Origin of the sequence: Ectobacillus soli, from assembly GCF_042610425.1 — a bacterium.
GTDB lineage: Bacteria > Bacillota > Bacilli > Bacillales > Bacillaceae_G > Ectobacillus.
Genome location: NZ_JBGJZM010000001.1, coordinates 1,663,379 through 1,684,589 on the forward strand (window position 1 = coordinate 1,663,379; position 21,211 = coordinate 1,684,589).

Here is a 21,211-nt window from a genome sequence, read left to right on the forward strand (position 1 = left end):
ACCGCCTACATTTTTCTGCAATTTGAAAAAGGAGGATGACATGAACCTTCTAGAGCAATCTAAGCTCGTTCCTGATGTTCGTTACGATGATATTACGATAGGTGATAAAGCTACATTTACCAAATCAATAACAGACGATGTAATCCAATCATTTGCAACCTTTACCGGTGATGTTAATCCAATTCACTTAGATAAAGAATTTGCATCAACAACAATGTTTCAACAAAGAATTGCACATGGTATGCTTGTAGCCAGTTTTATCTCTACGGTACTTGGTACCAAGTTACCTGGAAAAAATACGATTTATCTATCCCAGCAGGTCAGCTTTAAAGCTCCGGTTTCGATAGGAGATACCATTTCTGTTGTGGCAGAAGTAATAAAAAAACGCGATGATAAAAAAATAATTACATTGCAAACGAATGTGTACAATCAGCATAATGAAATTGTAGTCGAGGGAATAGCAGCGATTATGAAGATGGAGTAGCTACAGCTGCTCCTTTTTTTATGTCCAACAACTTACATCTTCCCCTATTACTTCCGCGTATGATACCGACTAAAACACAAATGCTAGGTATACCAGCACATGCTGGAATGGATAAAAAGGAGAATTTAATATGACAACTACAAATAAACTTCTCGTCCCTGGGTCTGCTCAAGTGCTAGATCAATTTAAATACGAAATTGCCAGTGAATTTGGAGTTACATTAGGATCCGATACGACTTCACGGTCGAATGGTTCAGTTGGCGGAGAAATTACGAAACGATTAGTAGCAATGGCACAAAAACAAATAAAGGGATAAACCTCATATATAGAAATGGCTATGCGGACAGTTATACTGTCCGCAAATAAACGTAAGAATAGAAAAAAATCACTGTGTATGCAGTGATTTAATACGATTGTATGACAACTTTTATTAAGGAATTTATTTCACCTTTTTCTTTGCCTTGGAGAAATCTCTCTTCCATTCTTTTTCTTCCAATAATATCATTTGTATGTAAAATGATTTCATTTGCATACAACCCTTCTTTACAAAAAACTTCGACAAAATCTAGTCCCGTTTGCTTACGAAATCCCATATTATAATCAAGCGACAGTATTTGAACCGCATTTGTTCGAACGAGATGAAGAGCCTCCTCAATAGATTCTGCCAGGATAAATCCGTATGGTGCAGGGCGTTGATCATCCATAAATATATTCATTTCAATCACTCACAATCATACTTTTTCAAAAAGCGAAATGTACCTAATAATAGGATAGACCAATCAAATAGTAACATCCGCTTTTAATTTTTCTTTTGTTACCCCCTGTATCCTTTTTCCCCGAGCGAGCGCAATTTGAACCATATCTTCCTATTCCTAAGTAAGACCACTGAAAATAGTATTATTTTCAGTGGTCTTACAATTTGCAGGATGCCCGTTTCTTATTTACATTGCTGGGGCTCTACAGGATTACTGCGGTTTTTGCATAGTGGTGGAAGCTGGATGCTTGGCACTCCTTGCTCTAAGTCCTTCATAGATGGCATATAATATACTGCTATCTGCAAAATACAATGATAAGGTGTGATCTTCGTGTTTGGTTGCGTAACTTCATCTCGCCCTTGAAACGCTATACCTTGTACATATGTTATGCGTTGCATCCCTTCCAATTCCTTTAAAAACGATTGTAGCTGTTCATATACATTATATTGTACGTCTATATTTAGTGTAATAGGTACAGGCGCACTCGTTGCTTGTTTCTGATTAGTAGACGCTTGTGTCGCCGTGTTATTTGTTTGGTTTGTCGTACTTTGCGTTGTAGTAGTTCCTGTAGCCCCATTTGTGTTTGTAGAATTAGCTGTTCCATTCGTTTGAGCCGTTTCTTGCAGGGTAATATTTCGAATCGTAACCCCCGAAATTCCCTCCGCCTTTGTTAACTCTAGCATATATTCATCCACAAGCGGCTTCACAGGAAGCTGCTTTAGTACGAAATCACTCGTTCCATTACTTACTTTATCCGTCTGCCCAGGCTGCACAACTCTTGCTAGAAGGAGCTGTTCCGTTTTTAATTGTTGCTCCGTTTGTGTCACCTTTAATTCAGCTGGTTTAATCCAAACAAAATACACCAATAGATAGGATCCCATTATAATCAGGAGACTGAGTAAGAAAATGGTGAGTTGTTTTCTGGAAAAATGAAAATTCATTGTTTCCCCTCCTTCTCCAGCTCCTTTACTTTGTCTTTATTGACGACAAGTACATACTGCGCGATATAACGAGGTGTTGGATTGCTAGTTACCTGCTGATTTTGACTTTGAACATCCTGTGCCTTTATAGAAGATAGCTTTGCCTCTTGAATCCATGGCTCGCTTCCTAATCGGCTAAAGTAGTAGGCAGCTGCTTGCTTATCATCAAACCGTATTTCAGTGGTTATCGTATTGGGATCCTTATATACAAACGATACGAACACACCCCTCCCTGGAAGGAAGCTCGTCATTTTTATAAGTACAGGAAGCAATTTTATCTGGCCATCCGCTAACGCTTTTGCTGATTTTTCTAAATCTGCTCCTGTTACAGTACTCGTTGTGGATGCGGCTGTCTTTTGCTGCGTCTCAACCTTTACTTTAGCGACTGCCAGTTGCTTACTCAAATCAGTTGTTTGCGAGTTAATTTGTTGCATTTTTACATAGGTTGCAGCTCCCAGGCCGAGAAATACGATACTTAGTATTAGAATCAGTATACGAGATGAAGAACCTTCCTTCTGCTGCTTTGGGAGCAAGTTAATATTGGCTACCATAAGCTACACTCCTTTCCCAATCAATCCAAGGGCAGGATAATATTTAGGACGAAGGTCATTATCTTTGTTCACCGTAACTGAGGATACATGCATAAACTCCACAGCAAACGGCAAACGATTCCGCATCATTCCGTACACTTCTTCAAGTAATGGATGATCTCCAACAAGAAGGAGCTTCTGCATATTCCCCGATCCGCCCATAAATGAATACTTATAAAAATGGAGGATACGATCCATTTCCTCCATAAGCTCATCCATTTCCGTCATGACCATCTCCTTATTACGAACGGTCATGCCATCTGAGGAAAGCTCAATCGAATCCTCATAAGAAAATTTTTGATTTTGCATAAAGACGGGAGTCGTTCCATGAAATATAGTAATGTTTGCATCTGAAACATCTAGCTTTACTAACAGCAATTCCTTCTCATTCGTCAGTTTCGATTCTTCGTAGAGCCGCATAAGAGATAGAGAAGAAAGATCTGCAGAAACCGGATTGAGCTTTGCTTTCTCAAACATCGTGGCATATGATACAACAAGATTCTCTGGAGATGCGAATAACATGATTTCCTGCTGATCTTCCTTTTGACCAAGCTGAATAAAATCGAACGTTGGACTCTCAAATGGAAGATGAATGCTATGACCAAGTTCTAAATTAATGTAACCTTGAATTTCTTCCTCCGTAATATCAGCAGGGATTTGCTGCTTTCGCACTATGACATACGCATCAGGAACAATGAAGTGAATATTTTTCTTCTTCAGTCCCCATTTTGATACACAGTTGCGAAGGAGTAATTCAAATGAATTTGTATCCACAATCATTCCGCTTTTTACAATACCTGGCGGAATATATGTCTCTCCAAACGAATGAACCTGAGTCGAGGATGAACCTCGACCTTCTACATAACGTATTACATAATCTTTACATTCTAAGCCGATAGATTTTTTTCGAGTCGGAATTAAAAATGCCATAGTTGTCATCACCGCTTAATAGAAAAGTGAAATATAATATCGAATCATCTCGTTTCCGAAAAAATACGCAACGAGTGTACCCATCATAATATAGGGTCCAAACGGCATTGGCTTATTCCGTTTCAACCGACCTGTCATGAGGCCGAGTAAGCCAAATACCGTTCCAAAAAATGCAGATAAAAGAAACGCTAAGATAACGAGCTTGCCGCCTAGCACAAATCCTAATAAGGCAAAGAGCTTTACGTCTCCTCCGCCCATTCCCCCCTTGCTAAACGCAGCAATGAGAAATAAGAGAATAAAAGCAATGCCTGCTCCGCTCAAACTAGACCACCAAGGCTGCAAGGGAATAATCAATCGCTCAATTGCAAAAATAACGAAAAAGAATAACAAAATGATATTAGGAATGAGCATATAGGTCAAATCAGACACGACAATAATGATAAGAAGAGACACAAGTGTCCAACCGACAAATACCTCTGCTTGAAATCCAAGCAAATCGAATGTGTAAACGAATAACAAACCTGTTAGCAGTTCAAAGATTAGATAAATAGGTGAAATCGAAGCACCGCAGGTTTTGCACTTGCCTTGTTGCCAAATATACGAAAACACAGGAACCAGCTCTGCATATGTTAATGTATGTCCGCAAGATGCACAAGCCGACCGAGGCCTCACAATGGATTTTTTAGCTGGTACGCGCAGACCAACAACGTTATAGAAGGAACCAAGCACCAGACCAACTACAAATATGTATGCATAGACAAACCACATCGTTACCAAACTCCTTATCTATACCTCATCTATAAAACTATTACTATATAAAGAAAGGGTATGAGAAAGGGAACGTGAAGGCTCCTTTTCATACCCTTTTTTACTCAATACTAATAAATGGTTAATCCATTAATTATTTTGCAATAGTACGATTTGTACCATATCCAGTATCAGTATTAATACCGTCTATTGTAGCATTTGTAAATGTAATTGTTACCCCACCAGCTACACCAGTACCAGTGATACTAAATGTTGTTCCATCAGTAGAAACCGTTACACTATAAGAAGTTAATTTTACATTGCTTACATATTGTTGTAGCATAGTGCTAGTAATTGTTGTAGTCTTATCCCCAGCAGTAGCGACCGCAGGCACACCATTTGCAGCTACATACGTTTTTGCAGAATTAATTACTGTAATTGCATCGGCTTTCACGCCATCTTCTTTCGACTTCTGAATAATACTACCAATACTAGGAATTGCAATAGCAGCAACGATACCTAAAATTACGATAACTGCTAACAATTCGACAAGGGTTAGCCCTTTTTCATTTTTCAAGAATTTCTTCAACATGCTAACGCACTTCCTCTCAGTCTAATGTATATTTTGATAAATTGTGAATAACGGAATCATAATTGCTAGAACGATTGTACCTACGACTGTTGAGAGTAACACTACCATTGCGGGTTCAATGAGCGCCTTAAAGCGATCTGTCGCAGATTCTACTTCTGCCTCATAGAAATCAGCTACCCTTTCAAGCATGCTATCAAGGGATCCTGTTTCCTCCCCAATGGCAATCATACTAGAGACAAGTGCGGGAAATACCCAGTGATTTTTCATTGGATCAGAAAGAGGTTTCCCATTTTGAAGTGCCTCGCGCGATTTTCGAATGGCACGCGCTACAACCTCGTTATCTACTACATCCTCTACAATGGTTAGCGATTGAAGAATCGGAACGGCTCCTGATACAAGGGAACTCAGCGTACGAGTCATTCTTGCAATTACCGCTTTTTGAAACAATTTTCCTATTAAAGGCAGCTTTAGTATAGCATAATCGACATAAAATTTACTACTTGTATTCCGCATTATTAACATAAAATTCATATATAAGAAGATAATTATAAGCAGTAAAATCCACCAATAATGCTGCATCCAATTACTAGAGGAAACAACCGCCTGTGTTAGCCAAGGAAGCTTCGCATTGTTCTCCTTAAACATCGTTACAAACGTAGGCACAACCTGGACGAGTAAGAATACGACTACAGCAATTGCAATGATCGCTACCGTGAGCGGATAGGCCATGGCCGATTGAATTTTTTGCCTTGTGCGTAGCTGCTTTTCAAAATAATTTGCCATGTTCTCGAGCGTTACATCTAGCTGTCCCGTTGATTCCCCAGCCTTCACCATACTTATAAACATACGAGAAAACATTTTTTTATGCACTGCATATGCACTCGACAAACTTCGACCTGCACGCAAATCATCTTCTACGGTTTCCAGTGTTCTTTGAAGCACTTTGCTTTCCGTTTGATTTCGGAGAATACTTGTTGCATCGACAATCGTTACACCAGCCTGCAGCAAAGTAGAAAATTGCCGTAAATAAACGACAAAGTCACGAAGCTTCAGCACAGCACCGAAGGTAATCTCTTTTGTTAACAGAGTTTCCGGTACTTCCTTCACATCCAAAATTCGCATTTCTTTATCTCGCAATTTCCCATATGCTTCCCGTTTAGAAATCGCTGAAAGTTTCCCAGTCTGCTTTTTTCCTGTTTTCGTACGAACTACATATTGAAATTGCGGCATCGTTTACACTTCCCTTTCGTGTAAAAATGGTTGCGCCGCTTCATAGGAAATAATCCCTTTTGCAACATAGTCCTTCATCGATATCTCTAACGTGTGCATACCTTGCTCACGTCCGGTTTGCATCACACTAGGAAGCTGTTCAAGCTTTTCACTACGAATTAAATTCGAAACTGCAGCATTGTTCATAAGAATTTCCGTAGCAGCAATCCGTCCCCCGCCGTCCATACGTGCAAACAAACGCTGAGCAACCGTAGCAACTAATACGGTAGCAAGCTGCAGCCGTATTTTACTTTGCTGATCTCCTGGAAATACATCAACTATCCGTTCTATCGTTGCAGCAGCACTTGACGTATGAAGGGTCGCAAGCACAAGATGGCCCGTTTCGGCAGCGGTAATAGCTGTACTGATTGTTTCTAAATCACGCATTTCTCCGACTAATATCACATCTGGATCTTGACGCAGAGCAGCGCGCAGTCCATTTGCAAAACTTTTCGTATCCTGCCCTACTTCCCGTTGCTGAACAATGCAGCTGCGATGATTATGAACATATTCAATCGGATCCTCAAGAGTTATAATATGTTTCCGCTCTGTTCGATTTAAATAATCGATCATAGAAGCAAGTGTTGTTGATTTCCCGCTCCCTGTAGGACCGGTTACGAGAAACAATCCCTGCGGTTTTTTCACTAGCTTTTTTAACACCGGTGGTAAAAACAAATCTTCTAAGCTTGGAATTTTATTCGGTATAACCCGAATCGCTAACGCAATATTCCCGCGCTGATGAAACAAATTCAAACGGAATCGTGATAACCCTTTTATTTCATAGGAAAAATCAAGCTCTCCTTTTTCTTCAAACATGCGCCATTGTTCTTCTGTTGTTATGCTTCTAGCAATGTTATATACATCTTCTGCCTCAAGAGATGGTTCTTCCATACGATGAAGGTCACCGTAGATACGAAAGGTTGGTTGCATTCCTGTTGTAATATGTAAATCTGAGGCTTTCATTTCGCACACTTCATACAACCATTTTGTTAACTTTTGCACGCTACCGTCTCCTTTCTATTGTTCCATAGCTACTTGAAGTACTTCTTCCGTGGTTGTAAAGCCTTGTTTTACTTTTAATAGGCCATCATCAAGGAGAAAAATTGTTTTATTTGCAACAGCAATATCTCGAATGGTAGCAAAGCTTTCTGCATTTGCAATCGCATTTCGCACCTCTTCATTCACAACGAGAAGTTCATGAATGGCAATCCGTCCTTTATATCCGGTCATATCACAAGCTGGACAGCCCTTACCACGGTATACTTTATCAATGGTTAAACCACGGCTAGCAAAAATTTCTTTTTCGCGATCAGTTGCTTCCTGCTCTTCCTTACAATCTCGGCAAATTCTTCGAATCAATCGTTGTGACACAATCCCCGATAAGGATGAAGCAAGAAGGAACGATTCTACCCCCATATCAAGAAGACGAGAAATTGTTGCAATCGAATTGTTTGTATGAATCGTACTTAATACTATGTGCCCAGTTAAGGAAGCACGGATTGCAATCTCAGCCGTTTCGCGGTCACGAATCTCCCCAATCATAATTATGTCCGGATCCTGACGCAAAATAGAACGAAGCCCTGTTGCAAATGTCATTCCTGTATTTTGATTGACTTGAATTTGGTTCACACCTTCAAGCTGATATTCAACTGGATCTTCAATTGTAATAATATTCACTTCTTCATTATTCATTTTATTTAACGCTGCATATAAGGTAGAGGATTTTCCACTTCCTGTTGGACCTGTAATTAAAATAATGCCATGTGGATTTTGTAAAAAGCCAAGAAATCGCTGCAAATTTATAGTGTTAAATCCAAGCTTTGTTATATCGTTTAGTGAATTTCCTAAATCAAGTAAACGAAGAACGAGCTTTTCCCCAAAAATCGTAGGAAGTGAGGAAACACGTAAATCAATTTGATAATAATCGTAATGAAACCGAATGCGTCCATCCTGTGGAACACGCTGTTCCGTAATATCCATGCCTGACATAATTTTGATACGTGCCGTTATCATCCCTTGCATATATTTTGGTAAGACACGCTCTGTATGAAGATGACCGTCTACACGATATCGAACAACGATATTTTTTTCCTGCGGATCGATATGAATATCACTTGCTTTTTGTTGAATTGCATATTGTACAATTTGATTTACGAGCTTAATCGCTGGAGAGTCTTCCTCCATTGGTACCTCTTCTTGCTGTTCAGGCTCTTGCTCTGTTGTCCATTCATCAAAGGACTCCTGCATATCATAATAACGAGTGATTGTTCGTAATACATCTTCTTTTGCAGCAATAAGCGGTTCAATTTGAAACCCCGTTGAAAGACGAAGATCATTCATCACTACATAATCCATCGGATCGGCCATCGCTACGAAAAGCTTATCTCCTTGCTTCTTTAAAGGAACAACTAAGTTACGTTTGGCAACCTCTTTTGGAACGATATGAAACAGGGAATCATCAAACGGATAACGAAATAAACTAACATGCGGAATACCGAGCTGCACCTCTAATACTTCCATTAGCTGCTGCTCCGTTATGTACCCACGCTGTAATAAAGCATCGCCAATCTTTTGTTGAGGTCCTTTTTCTTTTAAAGCTGTTTGGAGCTGTTCTTCTGAAATCAGACCTTCTTGAACGAGCAAATCACCTAACCGAACTCGTAAACGTTTCATATATTTCCCTCCAAACTAATCTGTTTATTTTCCATTTGTTGTGTTACTTTGATTTTGTACTGTTGTCTGCGTAGTAGATGGATTCGTATATGATGTAGTAGCTTGCTGGGTTGTTTGTCCATTCGTTGGTGTTTGTATCGTCGATTGCGCTGCTTGCGACGCCACTTGTATATTCTTGACACCATTTACTTGCAGATAAAAGTCCTGTCCTATTTTATCTCGGGTTATGAGATTTCCATTTTTATATTGTTCACGATACACCGTTACTGCAAATCCATTCTTTCCCTTGCTCTCTGCTGTTACTGCATCGTTTTTCGTTTCATTTTGAATTACATATTGTTGAATCTCCCGCGCATCAATAGTTTCAACTTCATTTTTATTCGTTACATATGTATACACAAACGGAAGCCCCTGTAAAGAAACCCCCATACTAGTACCATCTAACGAAAATTGAAAGGTATAATCCGTATCATTTGGATTATAGAATACGAAATCACTTTTCCCTTGTTCTATATAGGCCTCTAATCCAAGCTTTGCATAAGCAGGGAGGACCATACTCGTATTTCGCTTTCGTACTTGAAAATTTGTCGGCGCCACTGCTTCATACATAAGGGATGAAATGACACTTAAGGAACCATCATCAATGTTAAGGTTTTTTTGAACAGCCACATTTGTTACAGACAGCTCACCTTTAGCAGGAATCGTAACGGTTCCAAGCTGGCTCATCCATTGCTGCAGTCCCTCTTGATAAGAGGCTGTAGAAGAAGCTGTCGCTTGTGAAATTGCTTTGCTTGCTTTTTGTACATCTATGTATCGAACCAACTGTAAGGATGTCTTTGATTCTAAAGAACTGGCCGCCTTTACTAAATCTTTTTCTAACTTATTTCGATCTACTTGATCTGCAATTTCTGGATTCAATTGATCTAATAATAATGTATCTAGCTTATTTGCTTGAATACTTACAGAAATACTAGAATGCTGGCCTGATTTAATATTCTTTATGCTTTCGGTCACATCAAATGAAAATACATCCACTGGAACGAAGAACGTCGTTTCCCCATACTGCAACTGCACATGCGGTGTTGTTTTCCAAGTCGTAATTTGCTGTTGTAATTCGGATTGCGCTTGCTCTTTCACTTTTTTCTCTAGTGAGAGCGGTCCTACAAAGGTATTTGCTGCATATGCATAGGATGTATCAAACAATTTCATAAGTGCCGCCTTTGCCCCGTATTGCAAAGCGAACACTGCCATACTAGATATGAGAACTATGAAAAAAAGGCGGAAGTTTTTCTTCAAATTTTTGAACCTTCCTTCTTTTCAGTTTCCTCACGTTGAAACAGCTCTTCTAAATAGCTCATTTCTACCTGCTTCGATTGTGTTTCATCTTCTGATACTTTAATTGGTTGTTCCTCTGGCTCGCTTTCATTCTTGGATTCTGCCATTTGAGTAACAGGCATCATTTGGTCATAATTCTCTTCTACCTCATTTTCTTGTTCTGCCACAAAGAAATACCGATATAATCTAGTTTCTAATACATATGAAATGACAAGTGCAAGTAATAGAATTAGGATTACATCCTGCCAAAGGGGCAAAACACCATTTAATCCAACGACAAGCATAACAAATGTGAAGGATAATAGGGATACAGCAAGGATTCCTAGTTTTGTTAATCCGGTCTGCAGTACATACAATACTGGAATTAACAACAAGGATGCGAATATTATTGGAAATAGGTAGTCCATCTTTGCACCTCTTTTGTAGTAAAATAAGATGAAGTTATTCTCTCACTATATTATACTAACTGTGCGAAGGAAAGAAGGATGGAAATGAGAAAAAACAATGAAAACGGACTAACACTTGTAGAAGTACTGGCATCCATTACCATTCTATCCATTATTACCGTCGGATTATTTTCTGTTTTTCCCAAATCCTACTCCGTCATCAAACAAAGTCAATCAAAATTAGTTGCAGTGAATCTTGCACGCGGGGCAGTACATTATATGGAAAAACAAGATTACGATATACTAAACAACTATCTTACTAGCTTAGGTAGCGGAAACGTAGCTGTCTTCGATACAGCGAATGCCTGCAACACATCTTACAGCAGTTCTGTCAGCCCAAACACTCCGTTTACCATTTTCCCTGACACGAGTAGCTGCATAAAAATCATTACCCCTTCCATAAATAACGTCACCTATACTAATTATAATGTACAATTATTTGTAGTGCCGCCATACTATAACGATAGCCATGTGCAGGCTATTCTAACTCATATCCATGCAGTTCATCCTAAAACCGCACTGCAAAATCTACCAAACCAATTAAACACAATGATGGCAAAAGATGCAGCAAACATACAGCAAAGCCCTGCGTACACACCGCTACACGTATTCGCCTATGTCGATACAAATGAACAAGACAATACGGAGGGAATCTTGCTAGAGGGGAGCATAACCAAAGATGGAATACGGTAAGCTAGATCAACGAGGCGTCACACTAGTAGAACTTCTCGGGACAATTGTTATAGCATCGATTATTATGACTTCCTTATATAGCGTATTTACAATGGGGTTAAAAACGTATAACAATATTACGGCCGAAACGAATGTGCAAAATGAAGCAGATTACGTCGTATCGATGATTATGAATAAACTATATGCTACATCCTACGATGATGTGATATTTAACGATGCAACGAAGAGCGTAGAACTTTATAAGAGAAAACAAAGTCCCTTGTTCTCAAAGGATGATGTAACTGTTAGCTATGACAACAACGCTCTGCCGATTGCTCGCTTATACATACAAAACGGGAAAGTCATATTTGAAGAGTACGACGGACAAGGTAACACGCTGAATACAAATTCCTATCAGCAGGATGCAACCATTGAACTACTAACAGAATCAAACATAGGGATGACTTGTACAAAACAAAGCACCGTATACGCACGTTCAGGTGCTACCGTTGTCCCCTTTTCCATATGTAACAATGGCATCATTCAACTTTCATTGTCATTTCATTCGAAAAACTCTACTACGGCACCACTTACTTTAAAAAGCGAAATTGGATTTTAAGAGAGGGATCACTATGAAAAACGAACAAGGGTCTACGTTACTTACCGTACTTCTTATCAGTGTGATATTTGTAACAATTGGTCTTACCATCGCTACCATGACAATATCAAGTACAAAGCAAGCTGAAATTAGAAAAATCGATGTATCTACCTCGCAGCAATCCGCTGATGAGATCAACCGAGTAATTGCAGATTTTACCGATAGTGTAAGCAAGCTTTCCTTACCCGATATGAGCAAAACTGATTATGATACGAAACTGCAAACGATTGTTTCAGGATTGGAAGTAAAATATACAACAACGGGGTCTCCCCAAACTGTACTCACCATTACAGACGTAACACAAAGTAAGCTCGGTATTTCCAATCCGCAAGATTATTACACGCGCTATTACACATTTCAAATGCAATATGTAAACAATGTAAATAGTGCGCAGCCTACCATAACAAACACGAGTTCGCGAACTATGCTTCTATCCCCTACCCCTAGCTTTCTTCAATATGCGGTTGGGTCTGAGAATACATTAAATTTAAACGGTGCCTCCGATATTACTGGAAATATATACGGAAGTAAGGTTACACTCGCAAATGCAGCCCGCTATGCAAATCAACTCACTACAGCGGATCAAACGACTCCGAAGTATACATTGCTTGAAACCTTGTACCCTTCCGTTGTGGGAACGGTTGTTGTTGATAATGAGATTGATGTTTATAACAATACAACAAAGCAAGATGGCTTGCCTTCAACCGTCTTAAACAAGCAGTCACTTTCCACAACACCCGTTTCGCAGGCTACAAAATATTTTTATGAAAAAAGCACACCACCGCTCCTTCAAAAATCAAACGGAAACTTTACAACCGTTGATTTTCCAAAAACGGTTGCTGACAAATTAAATCAGCTAGGACTTGGTTTATCCATGAGTAAAACGGACATACCGCTCATAACTGCAACAGATGCTGAGAGACAACAAAAGCGAAACGCAATCGTCCAGAAAATACTTGCTACGAATGCACCGGCCTTGTATACAATTGATAGTAGTAAAAATATGAGCGATTTGTTTTCAGCTAGGGTTCTCCAAGGGAAAAAGGTTGTACTGCTCACAAATTCAGCCCAGACGAGTGGAACGAATACATACACTATAGAGAGCAACCTAACGCTTGCAGCAGATCAGTGGCTCGTGGTAGACGGAAATTTAGAATTGAGTAGCAGCCAATCTCCTTTAACGATACAAGGCAATATTCTCGTTCTTGGGAATGTCATGATTCACGGTAATACCGTCTCTTTTTCACACACGACGGACACAATGGCTTTCGCAACTACAATATATGCAACCGGGAAGGCGACTATCAATTCAACAAATATTGTCGGTAGCAACAATAAAATGCTTGTATTACTTGCTCAGGACGATTTATTAATCACTCGTATTAACGAGCTAACAGATGCAACAAACTCTGTTCCCACAATGGACGGTTACTTTTATACCGATAATAACGCAGAACTGTACGGGGCAGGCTCACTCTTCCATATTCGCGGCGGTATCTTTGCCAAAGACGAGTTAACGATTAACGCGATTCGCCAAAATTCATTCGGATCATTCACAAGTACCAACACTGCCGTCAACGTTCCTTTCGATTCTAGAACCACCCAAATCGGTCAGTCATCACGGTTCGTCGTTACCTATGATAAATCCGTTCTCGTAAACAATGTCAATGCCCTGCCGTTTGCAACAAGGTTAAGTGTAATCTCTGATGATGAGGGTACACAAACAAAAGGGACCGGACAATAAAGGTACAAGAAAATAGAAGAAGCTAATCTCGTTGATTAGCTTCTTCTTCATGTATGAATACAATTGATTTACCATCGATACAACGGATTGCTAATATCAAACGCTCCTTTGTACGGGGTATCTACTGTGATTGTTAGGACCGCTTGTAGATTTGTAGCTGTTTGTGCTGTAACGCTAACGGTACCTGCTTTTTTCGCAGTCACAACACCGTTTCCATCAACAGTTGCAATATCTGGATTGCTGCTTGTCCAAGATGAAATCTTTTGATTGGTTGCATTTGCTGGAACAAACTTTAAGTTTGCAAGCGCATTTAGTGTATCCCCAATTTTCATTGTTGTGGAAGAAGGATCAAAGTACACAGATTGCAATGGAATGGTCGTAGATTTAACAGTAACTGTGACTTGCTTCGTGAAAATCGTACCTGTACTTCCAATCCCTGTAATCGTAAGCAACGTTTGTCCGACATGATTTCCCGTTATCTGATTTGAATTTGAAACTGATGCAATATTCGTATCAGCCATCGTCCATTTTAAACTGGAAATTGTACTTGGCGTTAACGTATACGGGAAAGCCTTCGTTTCCCCTTCATTTACAGTAATCGAACTATCGCTTACAAATTGATATAGCATCACATGAGCTGTCTTTTGCACGACATCTCCGAAATCATCCTTCACACTTACCGTAACATTCATTTCGCCTGGACTTTTTGGTGTAATCATTATATTTGGATTTTGAAAACTTACATCCGCAAAGTTTTGATCCGCCGTTACACTATATTGTAGTTGCAATTGTGTAGTGGCACTAGCAGGCACTACCGTGATGGGTATTGGTGCAGAAGGATCCACGACATTTCGTTCAATTAAACCTGGGATCGTTACATCCTGCAGACCATCTTTTGCCGTAATAGTTAAGGAAGGAAAATTGCCGGTTTTCCAAGAATTACTTACATCATAATATTTCACGCTGGCCTGATTCAATTGATAGGAACTACCTGCAGGAGAAGCACTAGTTGCGGTCACCGTTAACGTGAAATCTTGATTTACTCCATCATAATCTCCACTTAGATTTTTATAAAATTGGATATCAGATAAGGGTCCCGTTACCGTTTCCCCTGATTGCGGTGTACCTGTCTTTGTGAAGCGACTATCTGGCATTTGTACGTCTAGACCAGCTGGAAAATTTTCCTTAAATTGTACTTGGGTGAGTGAAAAATAATCCGAACCGACCCATCCAGCATACGTACCTTTAATTTGGGATCCATCTACCTTCAACTTAACCTTTACAAACCCAACGAAGTTTGGATTTTTATTATCGAATACCTCCATCACAGGAATGGTAACAGTCGGATTCCCATATTTACTATTTAAATCCTGAACGGCTTGTATAACCTCTTGATAATTATTGCTATTACCAGGTAATACGATTTTCTTTATATTATTAAGATTATCTACCGAAAGTGAAGAATTATATCCATTCCGTATTTCATCCAATACATCGCCTTGCATACCTGTATAACTAAGAAGGCCACGTGACCCTTCCTCCGTAAACGCGGAATCCAGTAAGACAAGATCACTACCAATTGCGGCATTCTGCATGTCAGCTTGCGTTACAAAAAAGGGGCGTAATGAAGATACAGAGGTAGTACTTAACGTCAAATTACCTACATTAGAACTAGATACACTACCAGGCGTTATGTGATACGGAATATCCACACTACTTCCTGTCTTCATAACAATTTCAGAAGCGGACTTGGCAATGACATTCGTTACTTGTGCTGTCGTAAACTCTCGTGAGAATTTCGCATTGATTTCAGCTTGACTTGGATACCCACAGCCGACTAATAACAATAACAAACATGCACTTACACTGATCCGTTTTAGCATGTTGCACCTCAAATCGATAACAGAATAGTATTATATTTTTATTATAACAAGCTAACATATTAGTAGAAAGGCTTTTTCGGTGCATATTGTATGATATTCATGACCTATTGCTAGTATCGTAAAAAAGTATTCTTTTATTTGTATCCCTCTTCAGAGCTTCATCATAAAAAAATCTCCTACGAAAGATGTATTTACCTTTCGTAGGAGATTTCTTAATCTACAATTATATAATAAGCCTTAAGTGGTCCATGTACCCCAACAACAAGATTCATTTCAATATCTGCTGAGTTACTTGGTCCGGAGATAAAGTTAATGGCTGATGCAACTGCTTCTCCGTTTTCTACTCGCTTGTTTAAATCCCGAACTGCCTGCGTAATACGTGGTACGATTGTACTTCGGCGTATAATCGCAACATACACTTCCGGTAAGAAATGAAGGGAACGCCCTTGTCCCGGGCGGGCCTGCATGACAACAGTACCGGATTCAGCTAGCGCATAATCGGCAAAGACAACACCATAAGAAGCATTCGTTGCCTTTGTAAAGTTTGTTTCCCTTTGACTATTGTCCCATTCGTATACATCGACCTGCTCATCTTCCTGCAAAAACTGTGTTACTCCGTACTCCGCAAACCGATCATCCTTTGCCATTACAACCGATCCCTTTCCGCTTTCGTCCATAATTTGTTTAATGGCCGCGGAAAGATTGTTCGATTCGATTACGGTTGTATGAATGCTGCTACATTGTTTTTTAAATACTTCTAGCAGTTCGTCTGCTGTACAATTTTGCAATACTTCTTCGTTCATTTTGTGTTTCCACTCAGGACGCGTGACATCGCTCATTTTCCGCTCACGACCAAGCTGCTCCGCAATATGATTTAAAAACGAATCGCGATTTTGTATCGTTCCTGTCATTCGTTGTCCCCGCCTTTCTTCCGATTTTTATACCAGTCCCGGAATCGCTCTTTACTTGGGGCAGGAAACTCCCGAATATCCGTCCAATTTTTCAGTGGTCCGACTCCTTTAGAAATATGATCTCCTGTTTGGAATGGACTCATCGCCGTAGGGGCAAGTTTCGAACCAATCTTGTATAACAAGGAAGAGGATGCCCCCATTTCAAACATCTTCATGGCTAGTTTCTCTGCCATTGGTGCGCGTCCTTCCTTCTCCACGATGACCTGACGATGTTTCAGCAACAATTCATGAAGTGGAATCTTAACGGGACATGCATCGGTACACGCTCCGCAAAGACTTGAAGCGTATGGAAGCTCTTTATACTCGTCATATCCTTCAAGTAGCGGGGTTAATACAGCCCCGATTGGACCTGAATAAATTGAACCGTACGAATGACCGCCCACATGACGATAGACTGGACATACATTGACACAAGCTGCACAGCGGATGCATTGAAGCACAGGACGGAACTGAGAACCTAGAATTTCAGAACGACCGTTGTCCACAATAACCAAATGGAATTCTTCCGGACCATCTGCTTCCCCTTCCTTTACTGGACCTGCTACCGTCACATAGCTTGTGAGTTTCTGTCCAACGGCACTTCTGCATAGAAGCCCAACTAGAACATCGAGCTCTTCCATTGTCGGCACAAGACGTTCCATTCCCATTACCGCAATCTGTGTTTTCGGAATACTCATCGTAAGATCAGCATTTCCTTCATTGGTTACAACTGCAATCGAGCCGGTATTCGCCACCGCAAAGTTGCAGCCCGTCACGCCGATATCTGCTTCGAGAAATTTTTCACGCAAAATTTTACGAACAAATTTCGTCATTTCATAGGGATCTTCAGATTCTGAATAGCCAAGTTTTTCCTTAAATACATCCCGTACTTGCTCTTTGTTTTTATGCAAGGCAGGTGCCACAATATGAGAAGGCTTTTCTTCTGCAATTTGGAGAATGTATTCCCCTAAATCACTTTCCACAACCTCGCAGCCAATTTGTTCAAGCGCCTCATTCATACTGATTTCTTCTGTTACCATTGATTTCGATTTTACAATTTTCTTGGCTTGCTTCTCTTTGGCTACATCTTGTATATATCTAGCAGCTTCTTCCTTCGTTTTAGCAAAGAAGACATGACCGCCACGCTTTGCAACATTTTCACTTAGCTGCATTAAATAGTAGTCAAGGTTTTCAAGTGTGTGCTGGCGGATTTGCTCGCCGACCTCACGCCACTGTTCCCAGTTTCCAAGCTCATCGGCCGCAGCAAGACGTCTCGTATATAAGCTATTTTGTGCTGATGCTACCGCACCGCGCATAAAGGTATCATGTATCCCTTCATCAATTCGTTCTTTAAACGGCTCATCGCCTATTTTAATTGACATCCTGCATTCCTCCTTAACGACTATTTAATACTTCCGCAATGTGCATGACGCGAACAGGTTTATCTCTGCGTTCCATCCGTCCTCCGATATTCATAAGACACCCGCAGTCGGCTCCAATCAAGTAGTCTGCCCCTGTTTCCGTTACACTGTCTACCTTCTCATCAACCATTTGTTCTGAAATAGCTGTCATTTTCACAGAAAATGTTCCTCCAAAGCCGCAGCAGTTTTGCGCATTTGGCAATGCTTCAAGCTCGAGCCCCTTCACGTTTGAAAGCAAGGTAAATGGTGCGTCCTTCACGCCAAGAAGACGGGTCATATGACAAGATGTATGATAGGTTGCTTTTCCCTCTAAATGCGCACCTACATCTGTCACGCCTAAGACATCAACGATAAACTGCGTAAGCTCGTAGGTTTTATCAGCTAATTCCTGTGCTGATTGCTCCCACTTTGCATCTCCTTTAAAAATGCTCGGATACTCCTTAAACATTGTGGCACATGAGCCCGACGGCGTTACTACATATTCTGCATTTTTAAAGGTTGTAATCATGTTTTTCATCGCTTCTTTTGCATTTTCTACATAGCCACTATTGTAAGCTGGCTGTCCGCAGCAAACTTGCGATTCAGGAAATTCAACCTCGCAACCGAGTCGTTCAAGAAGTTCAGTTGTAGCCTTTCCAACATTCGTTTGGAACATATCAACTAAACAAGTAGCAAACAAGGTAACTTTCATCCTATTCTCTCCTCTCAGTCTCTACTTATTTGTATTCATACGGTCATCTGATGACTAGGATAAAAAAAGAAACAATCTATTTCAATCGTTCTCTTTTCCTAACAAAATAGCAACCGCTTACTTCCTAAAGTATACCATAGAAAAAGGTTCCTTTTTCATTCTACATACACTTTACATAGTTTACAAGTTTCGCATACTAAAAATCATGTTTTCTACATCTGTTAAATGTTCAAACATCCTTTGTTGTGCTTTCTCACCATCGCCATTAACGATGGACTCGAAAATGGACTGATGCTCTTGTGCCAAGGTCTCCGCCGTTGTATGCTCTCCGTACAGAAGCAGACGTCTTGTTTCACCTATTGCTTCAGCAATAGTGCTTGAAACATGGTTCATAAGCTCAACAAGAATCGGATTATGAGATGCTGATGCAATAGCCATATGAAATTGAAAATCTGCTTTTTCTCCTACTACTTCATTGCCTTGTGAATGCAACATTTCATCCACCCAATGTTTCATTTCTTGCATATCCGCATCGGTACGACGCAGCGCAGCCGCACGTGCCACGCCAACCTCTAACACTTTACGAACTTCAAACAGGTTAATGATATCTTGTTTATTCATAAGAAGGGCGCTAGGGAACGTCTTTGTCATAGAAGCTGCATCGAATATCTTGACATAGGTTCCTTCTCCTTGCCGCATTTCAATCAGTCCCATCGCCCGGAGCGCACTTAATGCTTCCCGAACAGCAGAGCGACCTACTTGAAACTCTTCAGCAAGCTGATGTACAGGCAATAATTGGTCTCCTGGCTTTAACGTACCATCCTTAATCATTGCAAGAAGTGCATCTGACACTTCTTCATATATTTTCTTCGGTCGAATCGATTTGTATACCAGAATCATCACCCCTACTTTCTCCATCAATATGCAGGAAATGACTAAGCTTATCATTTCTATTCTTATTGTAAATCGAAATATCATATAGCTCAAATACTTTATCCACTCATCAATCGTCCATTGTTGGTAATATCAGTGTAATCCTCGTTCCTTTGCCTTCCTCACTTTCAATCTGCAGCATTCCCTCATGCATCTCGGCAATTTGCTTCACAATCGCAAGACCAAGACCTGTCCCCCCATTTTCACGCGTACGCGCCTTATCTACTCTATAAAATCGTTCGCCAAGCATTTGTAGATGATCTGCCCCGATTCCAATGCCTGTATCGGTAATTGTTAGCTTACATTGTTTATCCGTTTGCACTAAACGCACAGTTATCCTACCGTTTTTCGTATACCGTATACTGTTATCCATTAGATTGTGTAGCACTTGACGAATTCGATCTTCATCAATGTTTGCAATAATAGCTGGGTCTAGCTCGGTATCGAGCTGAATATTCTTCTCCACTAACTTTGGTTCATACGTTTGTAGCTCATCTTCAAGTAATTGTGCTAGCACAGTCGGCTGTTTTTTTAGTGGAAACAAATCACCCTCTAACTGGGCCAAATCAAGTAAATCGTGAACGAGTCTATGCATGCGTCCGGCCTCCCTATGTATAAGGGCAATATATTTGGTATGCTGCTCGGGCTTTATTACTCCATCCATCATCGCTTCACTATAGCCCTTCATATAACTAAGTGGAGTACGTAGCTCATGCGAAACATTCGCCAAAAACTCCTTACGCTGTAAATCTTCCTTTTGCAATGCAAGTGCCATATTATTAAAGGCTGTCCCGAGGCGCCCAATTTCATCTGTCGACGTAATCGTAATACGCTCGGTGAAATCTCCTTCTGACATCTTGTACGACACACGTTCCATTTGAAGAAGTGGCTTGGTTACTGCAAGTACAATTTTACGACCAATAAAGGCCGTTGTAATAATGAGCAATACAGAAAGCGGGGCTAAAATAAGACCTAACTCAAAAATTAAATCTTTCGCGCTCTTAAGCGGAATGTAGGAATAAATAATACCTACAAGCTTTTTTTCATCTAATACCGGGGTCACGACGCCCATTACATTTCGCTGAAAGCGAGGTTCAAATCCAACCTTAGCAACTGTCTTTCCTTGCAGCAATTGCTGCCGATCTTCTTCACTAATAATCGGATTGTACTGCACGTCAAACGGCAAGCATGCACTTAAATCTCGCGGATTGTTGACAAACAATATATTTGCCTGCGATATATCCGCAAACGATTTTACTTTTTTTGTAAAATCATCTATTCCAGCATTTCGTGTATACTGGGATGCCAAACGATGTCCTTCTCCTTTTAATGTATCCTCTACATTTTGGACATATAGTCTTTCATATGAGTATAAAGACACCAAGTATAAACATGACACAGTTACAATAGCTACTACAATAATGGTAATCCATAGCTTTTGTACAATCGACATTTTTT

22 protein-coding genes are annotated in these 21,211 nt (G+C 40.2%); 5 read left to right on the forward strand and 17 right to left on the reverse strand.

The annotated features are described in order from the left end of the window. The first annotated feature begins 40 nt into the window (after positions 1 to 40). Both ACAN53_RS08660 and ACAN53_RS08665 read left to right on the forward strand, forming a co-directional pair. Positions 41 to 484: a MaoC family dehydratase gene (locus ACAN53_RS08660; protein WP_379969033.1), complete on the forward strand. Its 444-nt coding sequence runs from the start codon at positions 41 to 43 to the stop codon at positions 482 to 484. A gap of 130 nt (positions 485 to 614) precedes the next feature. Beyond that, positions 615 to 800, forward strand: coding sequence for a small, acid-soluble spore protein, alpha/beta type (locus ACAN53_RS08665; protein WP_379969035.1), 186 nt, complete (start codon positions 615 to 617; stop codon positions 798 to 800). An 88-nt stretch (positions 801 to 888) separates the two neighbouring features. On the opposite strand, the gene ACAN53_RS08670 is transcribed toward ACAN53_RS08665, so the two are convergent. The 11 genes from ACAN53_RS08670 to ACAN53_RS08720 form a co-directional block, all read right to left on the reverse strand. Continuing rightward, positions 889 to 1,200 (reverse strand): cyclic-phosphate processing receiver domain-containing protein, encoded by a 312-nt coding sequence (locus ACAN53_RS08670; RefSeq protein ID WP_379969037.1) that lies wholly within the window; start codon positions 1,198 to 1,200, stop codon positions 889 to 891. A gap of 221 nt (positions 1,201 to 1,421) precedes the next feature. After that, positions 1,422 to 2,180, reverse strand: coding sequence for a hypothetical protein (locus ACAN53_RS08675; RefSeq protein WP_379969038.1), 759 nt, complete (start codon positions 2,178 to 2,180; stop codon positions 1,422 to 1,424). After that, positions 2,177 to 2,770 (reverse strand): hypothetical protein, encoded by a 594-nt coding sequence (locus tag ACAN53_RS08680; protein ID WP_379969040.1) that lies wholly within the window; start codon positions 2,768 to 2,770, stop codon positions 2,177 to 2,179. The genes ACAN53_RS08675 and ACAN53_RS08680 overlap by 4 nt, the downstream gene beginning before the upstream one ends. A 3-nt stretch (positions 2,771 to 2,773) precedes the next feature. After that, positions 2,774 to 3,739: a type IV pilus biogenesis protein PilM gene (gene pilM, locus ACAN53_RS08685; protein WP_379969042.1), complete on the reverse strand. Its 966-nt coding sequence runs from the start codon at positions 3,737 to 3,739 to the stop codon at positions 2,774 to 2,776. 15 nt (positions 3,740 to 3,754) lie between these two features. Next, positions 3,755 to 4,507, reverse strand: a complete 753-nt coding sequence (locus ACAN53_RS08690; RefSeq protein WP_379969044.1) for a prepilin peptidase — start codon at positions 4,505 to 4,507, stop codon at positions 3,755 to 3,757. Positions 4,508 to 4,640: 133 nt separating this feature from the next. After that, positions 4,641 to 5,078 (reverse strand): type IV pilin protein, encoded by a 438-nt coding sequence (locus ACAN53_RS08695; protein ID WP_379969046.1) that lies wholly within the window; start codon positions 5,076 to 5,078, stop codon positions 4,641 to 4,643. Between the two features lie 21 nt (positions 5,079 to 5,099). Continuing rightward, positions 5,100 to 6,308 carry a type II secretion system F family protein gene (locus tag ACAN53_RS08700; RefSeq protein WP_379969048.1) on the reverse strand — a complete coding sequence of 403 codons (1,209 nt, stop codon included), beginning with the start codon at positions 6,306 to 6,308 and terminating at the stop codon, positions 5,100 to 5,102. 3 nt (positions 6,309 to 6,311) lie between these two features. After that, positions 6,312 to 7,349, reverse strand: coding sequence for a type IV pilus twitching motility protein PilT (locus ACAN53_RS08705; protein ID WP_379969050.1), 1,038 nt, complete (start codon positions 7,347 to 7,349; stop codon positions 6,312 to 6,314). A 15-nt stretch (positions 7,350 to 7,364) separates the two neighbouring features. Beyond that, positions 7,365 to 9,020: a GspE/PulE family protein gene (locus ACAN53_RS08710; RefSeq protein ID WP_379969052.1), complete on the reverse strand. Its 1,656-nt coding sequence runs from the start codon at positions 9,018 to 9,020 to the stop codon at positions 7,365 to 7,367. A gap of 24 nt (positions 9,021 to 9,044) precedes the next feature. After that, entirely contained in the window at positions 9,045 to 10,316 is a 1,272-nt protein-coding gene (locus ACAN53_RS08715; protein ID WP_379969054.1) for a VanW family protein, read from the reverse strand. Continuing rightward, positions 10,313 to 10,762, reverse strand: a complete 450-nt coding sequence (locus ACAN53_RS08720) for a hypothetical protein (protein ID WP_379969056.1) — start codon at positions 10,760 to 10,762, stop codon at positions 10,313 to 10,315. Before ACAN53_RS08720 ends, ACAN53_RS08715 begins: the two co-directional genes overlap by 4 nt. Positions 10,763 to 10,846: 84 nt before the next feature. Between ACAN53_RS08720 and ACAN53_RS08725 the strand changes: the two genes are divergently transcribed. From ACAN53_RS08725 to ACAN53_RS08735, 3 genes are read left to right on the forward strand one after another with little or no spacing between them, the layout of a single operon-like run. Continuing rightward, positions 10,847 to 11,494 (forward strand): prepilin-type N-terminal cleavage/methylation domain-containing protein, encoded by a 648-nt coding sequence (locus ACAN53_RS08725; RefSeq protein ID WP_379969058.1) that lies wholly within the window; start codon positions 10,847 to 10,849, stop codon positions 11,492 to 11,494. After that, entirely contained in the window at positions 11,481 to 12,092 is a 612-nt protein-coding gene (locus ACAN53_RS08730; protein WP_379969060.1) for a PilW family protein, read from the forward strand. The genes ACAN53_RS08725 and ACAN53_RS08730 overlap by 14 nt, the downstream gene beginning before the upstream one ends. Before the next feature lie 13 nt (positions 12,093 to 12,105). Continuing rightward, a complete protein-coding gene (locus tag ACAN53_RS08735; RefSeq protein ID WP_379969062.1) occupies positions 12,106 to 13,875 on the forward strand; it encodes a hypothetical protein in 1,770 nt (589 codons plus the stop codon). Between the two features lie 68 nt (positions 13,876 to 13,943). Here the strand turns inward: ACAN53_RS08735 and ACAN53_RS08740 are convergent, their stop codons facing one another. From ACAN53_RS08740 to ACAN53_RS08765, 6 genes are all read right to left on the reverse strand, one after another. Continuing rightward, on the reverse strand, positions 13,944 to 15,758 hold the full coding sequence (locus ACAN53_RS08740; RefSeq protein ID WP_379969064.1) for an Ig-like domain-containing protein: 1,815 nt from the start codon (positions 15,756 to 15,758) through the stop codon (positions 13,944 to 13,946). A gap of 212 nt (positions 15,759 to 15,970) precedes the next feature. Continuing rightward, complete coding sequence (locus ACAN53_RS08745) at positions 15,971 to 16,669, reverse strand: LutC/YkgG family protein (protein ID WP_379969066.1); 699 nt, start codon at positions 16,667 to 16,669, stop codon at positions 15,971 to 15,973. Then, positions 16,666 to 18,090, reverse strand: a complete 1,425-nt coding sequence (locus ACAN53_RS08750) for a LutB/LldF family L-lactate oxidation iron-sulfur protein (RefSeq protein ID WP_379969068.1) — start codon at positions 18,088 to 18,090, stop codon at positions 16,666 to 16,668. The genes ACAN53_RS08745 and ACAN53_RS08750 overlap by 4 nt, the downstream gene beginning before the upstream one ends. A gap of 13 nt (positions 18,091 to 18,103) precedes the next feature. Beyond that, the gene (locus tag ACAN53_RS08755) at positions 18,104 to 18,820 is read right to left on the reverse strand and encodes a (Fe-S)-binding protein (RefSeq protein WP_379969070.1); all 717 of its coding nucleotides are present in this window, start codon (positions 18,818 to 18,820) and stop codon (positions 18,104 to 18,106) included. Positions 18,821 to 19,000: 180 nt separating this feature from the next. Beyond that, positions 19,001 to 19,714 carry a FadR/GntR family transcriptional regulator gene (locus ACAN53_RS08760; RefSeq protein ID WP_379970293.1) on the reverse strand — a complete coding sequence of 238 codons (714 nt, stop codon included), beginning with the start codon at positions 19,712 to 19,714 and terminating at the stop codon, positions 19,001 to 19,003. A gap of 109 nt (positions 19,715 to 19,823) precedes the next feature. After that, entirely contained in the window at positions 19,824 to 21,206 is a 1,383-nt protein-coding gene (locus ACAN53_RS08765) for a sensor histidine kinase (protein ID WP_379970294.1), read from the reverse strand. Positions 21,207 to 21,211: the final 5 nt, after the last annotated feature.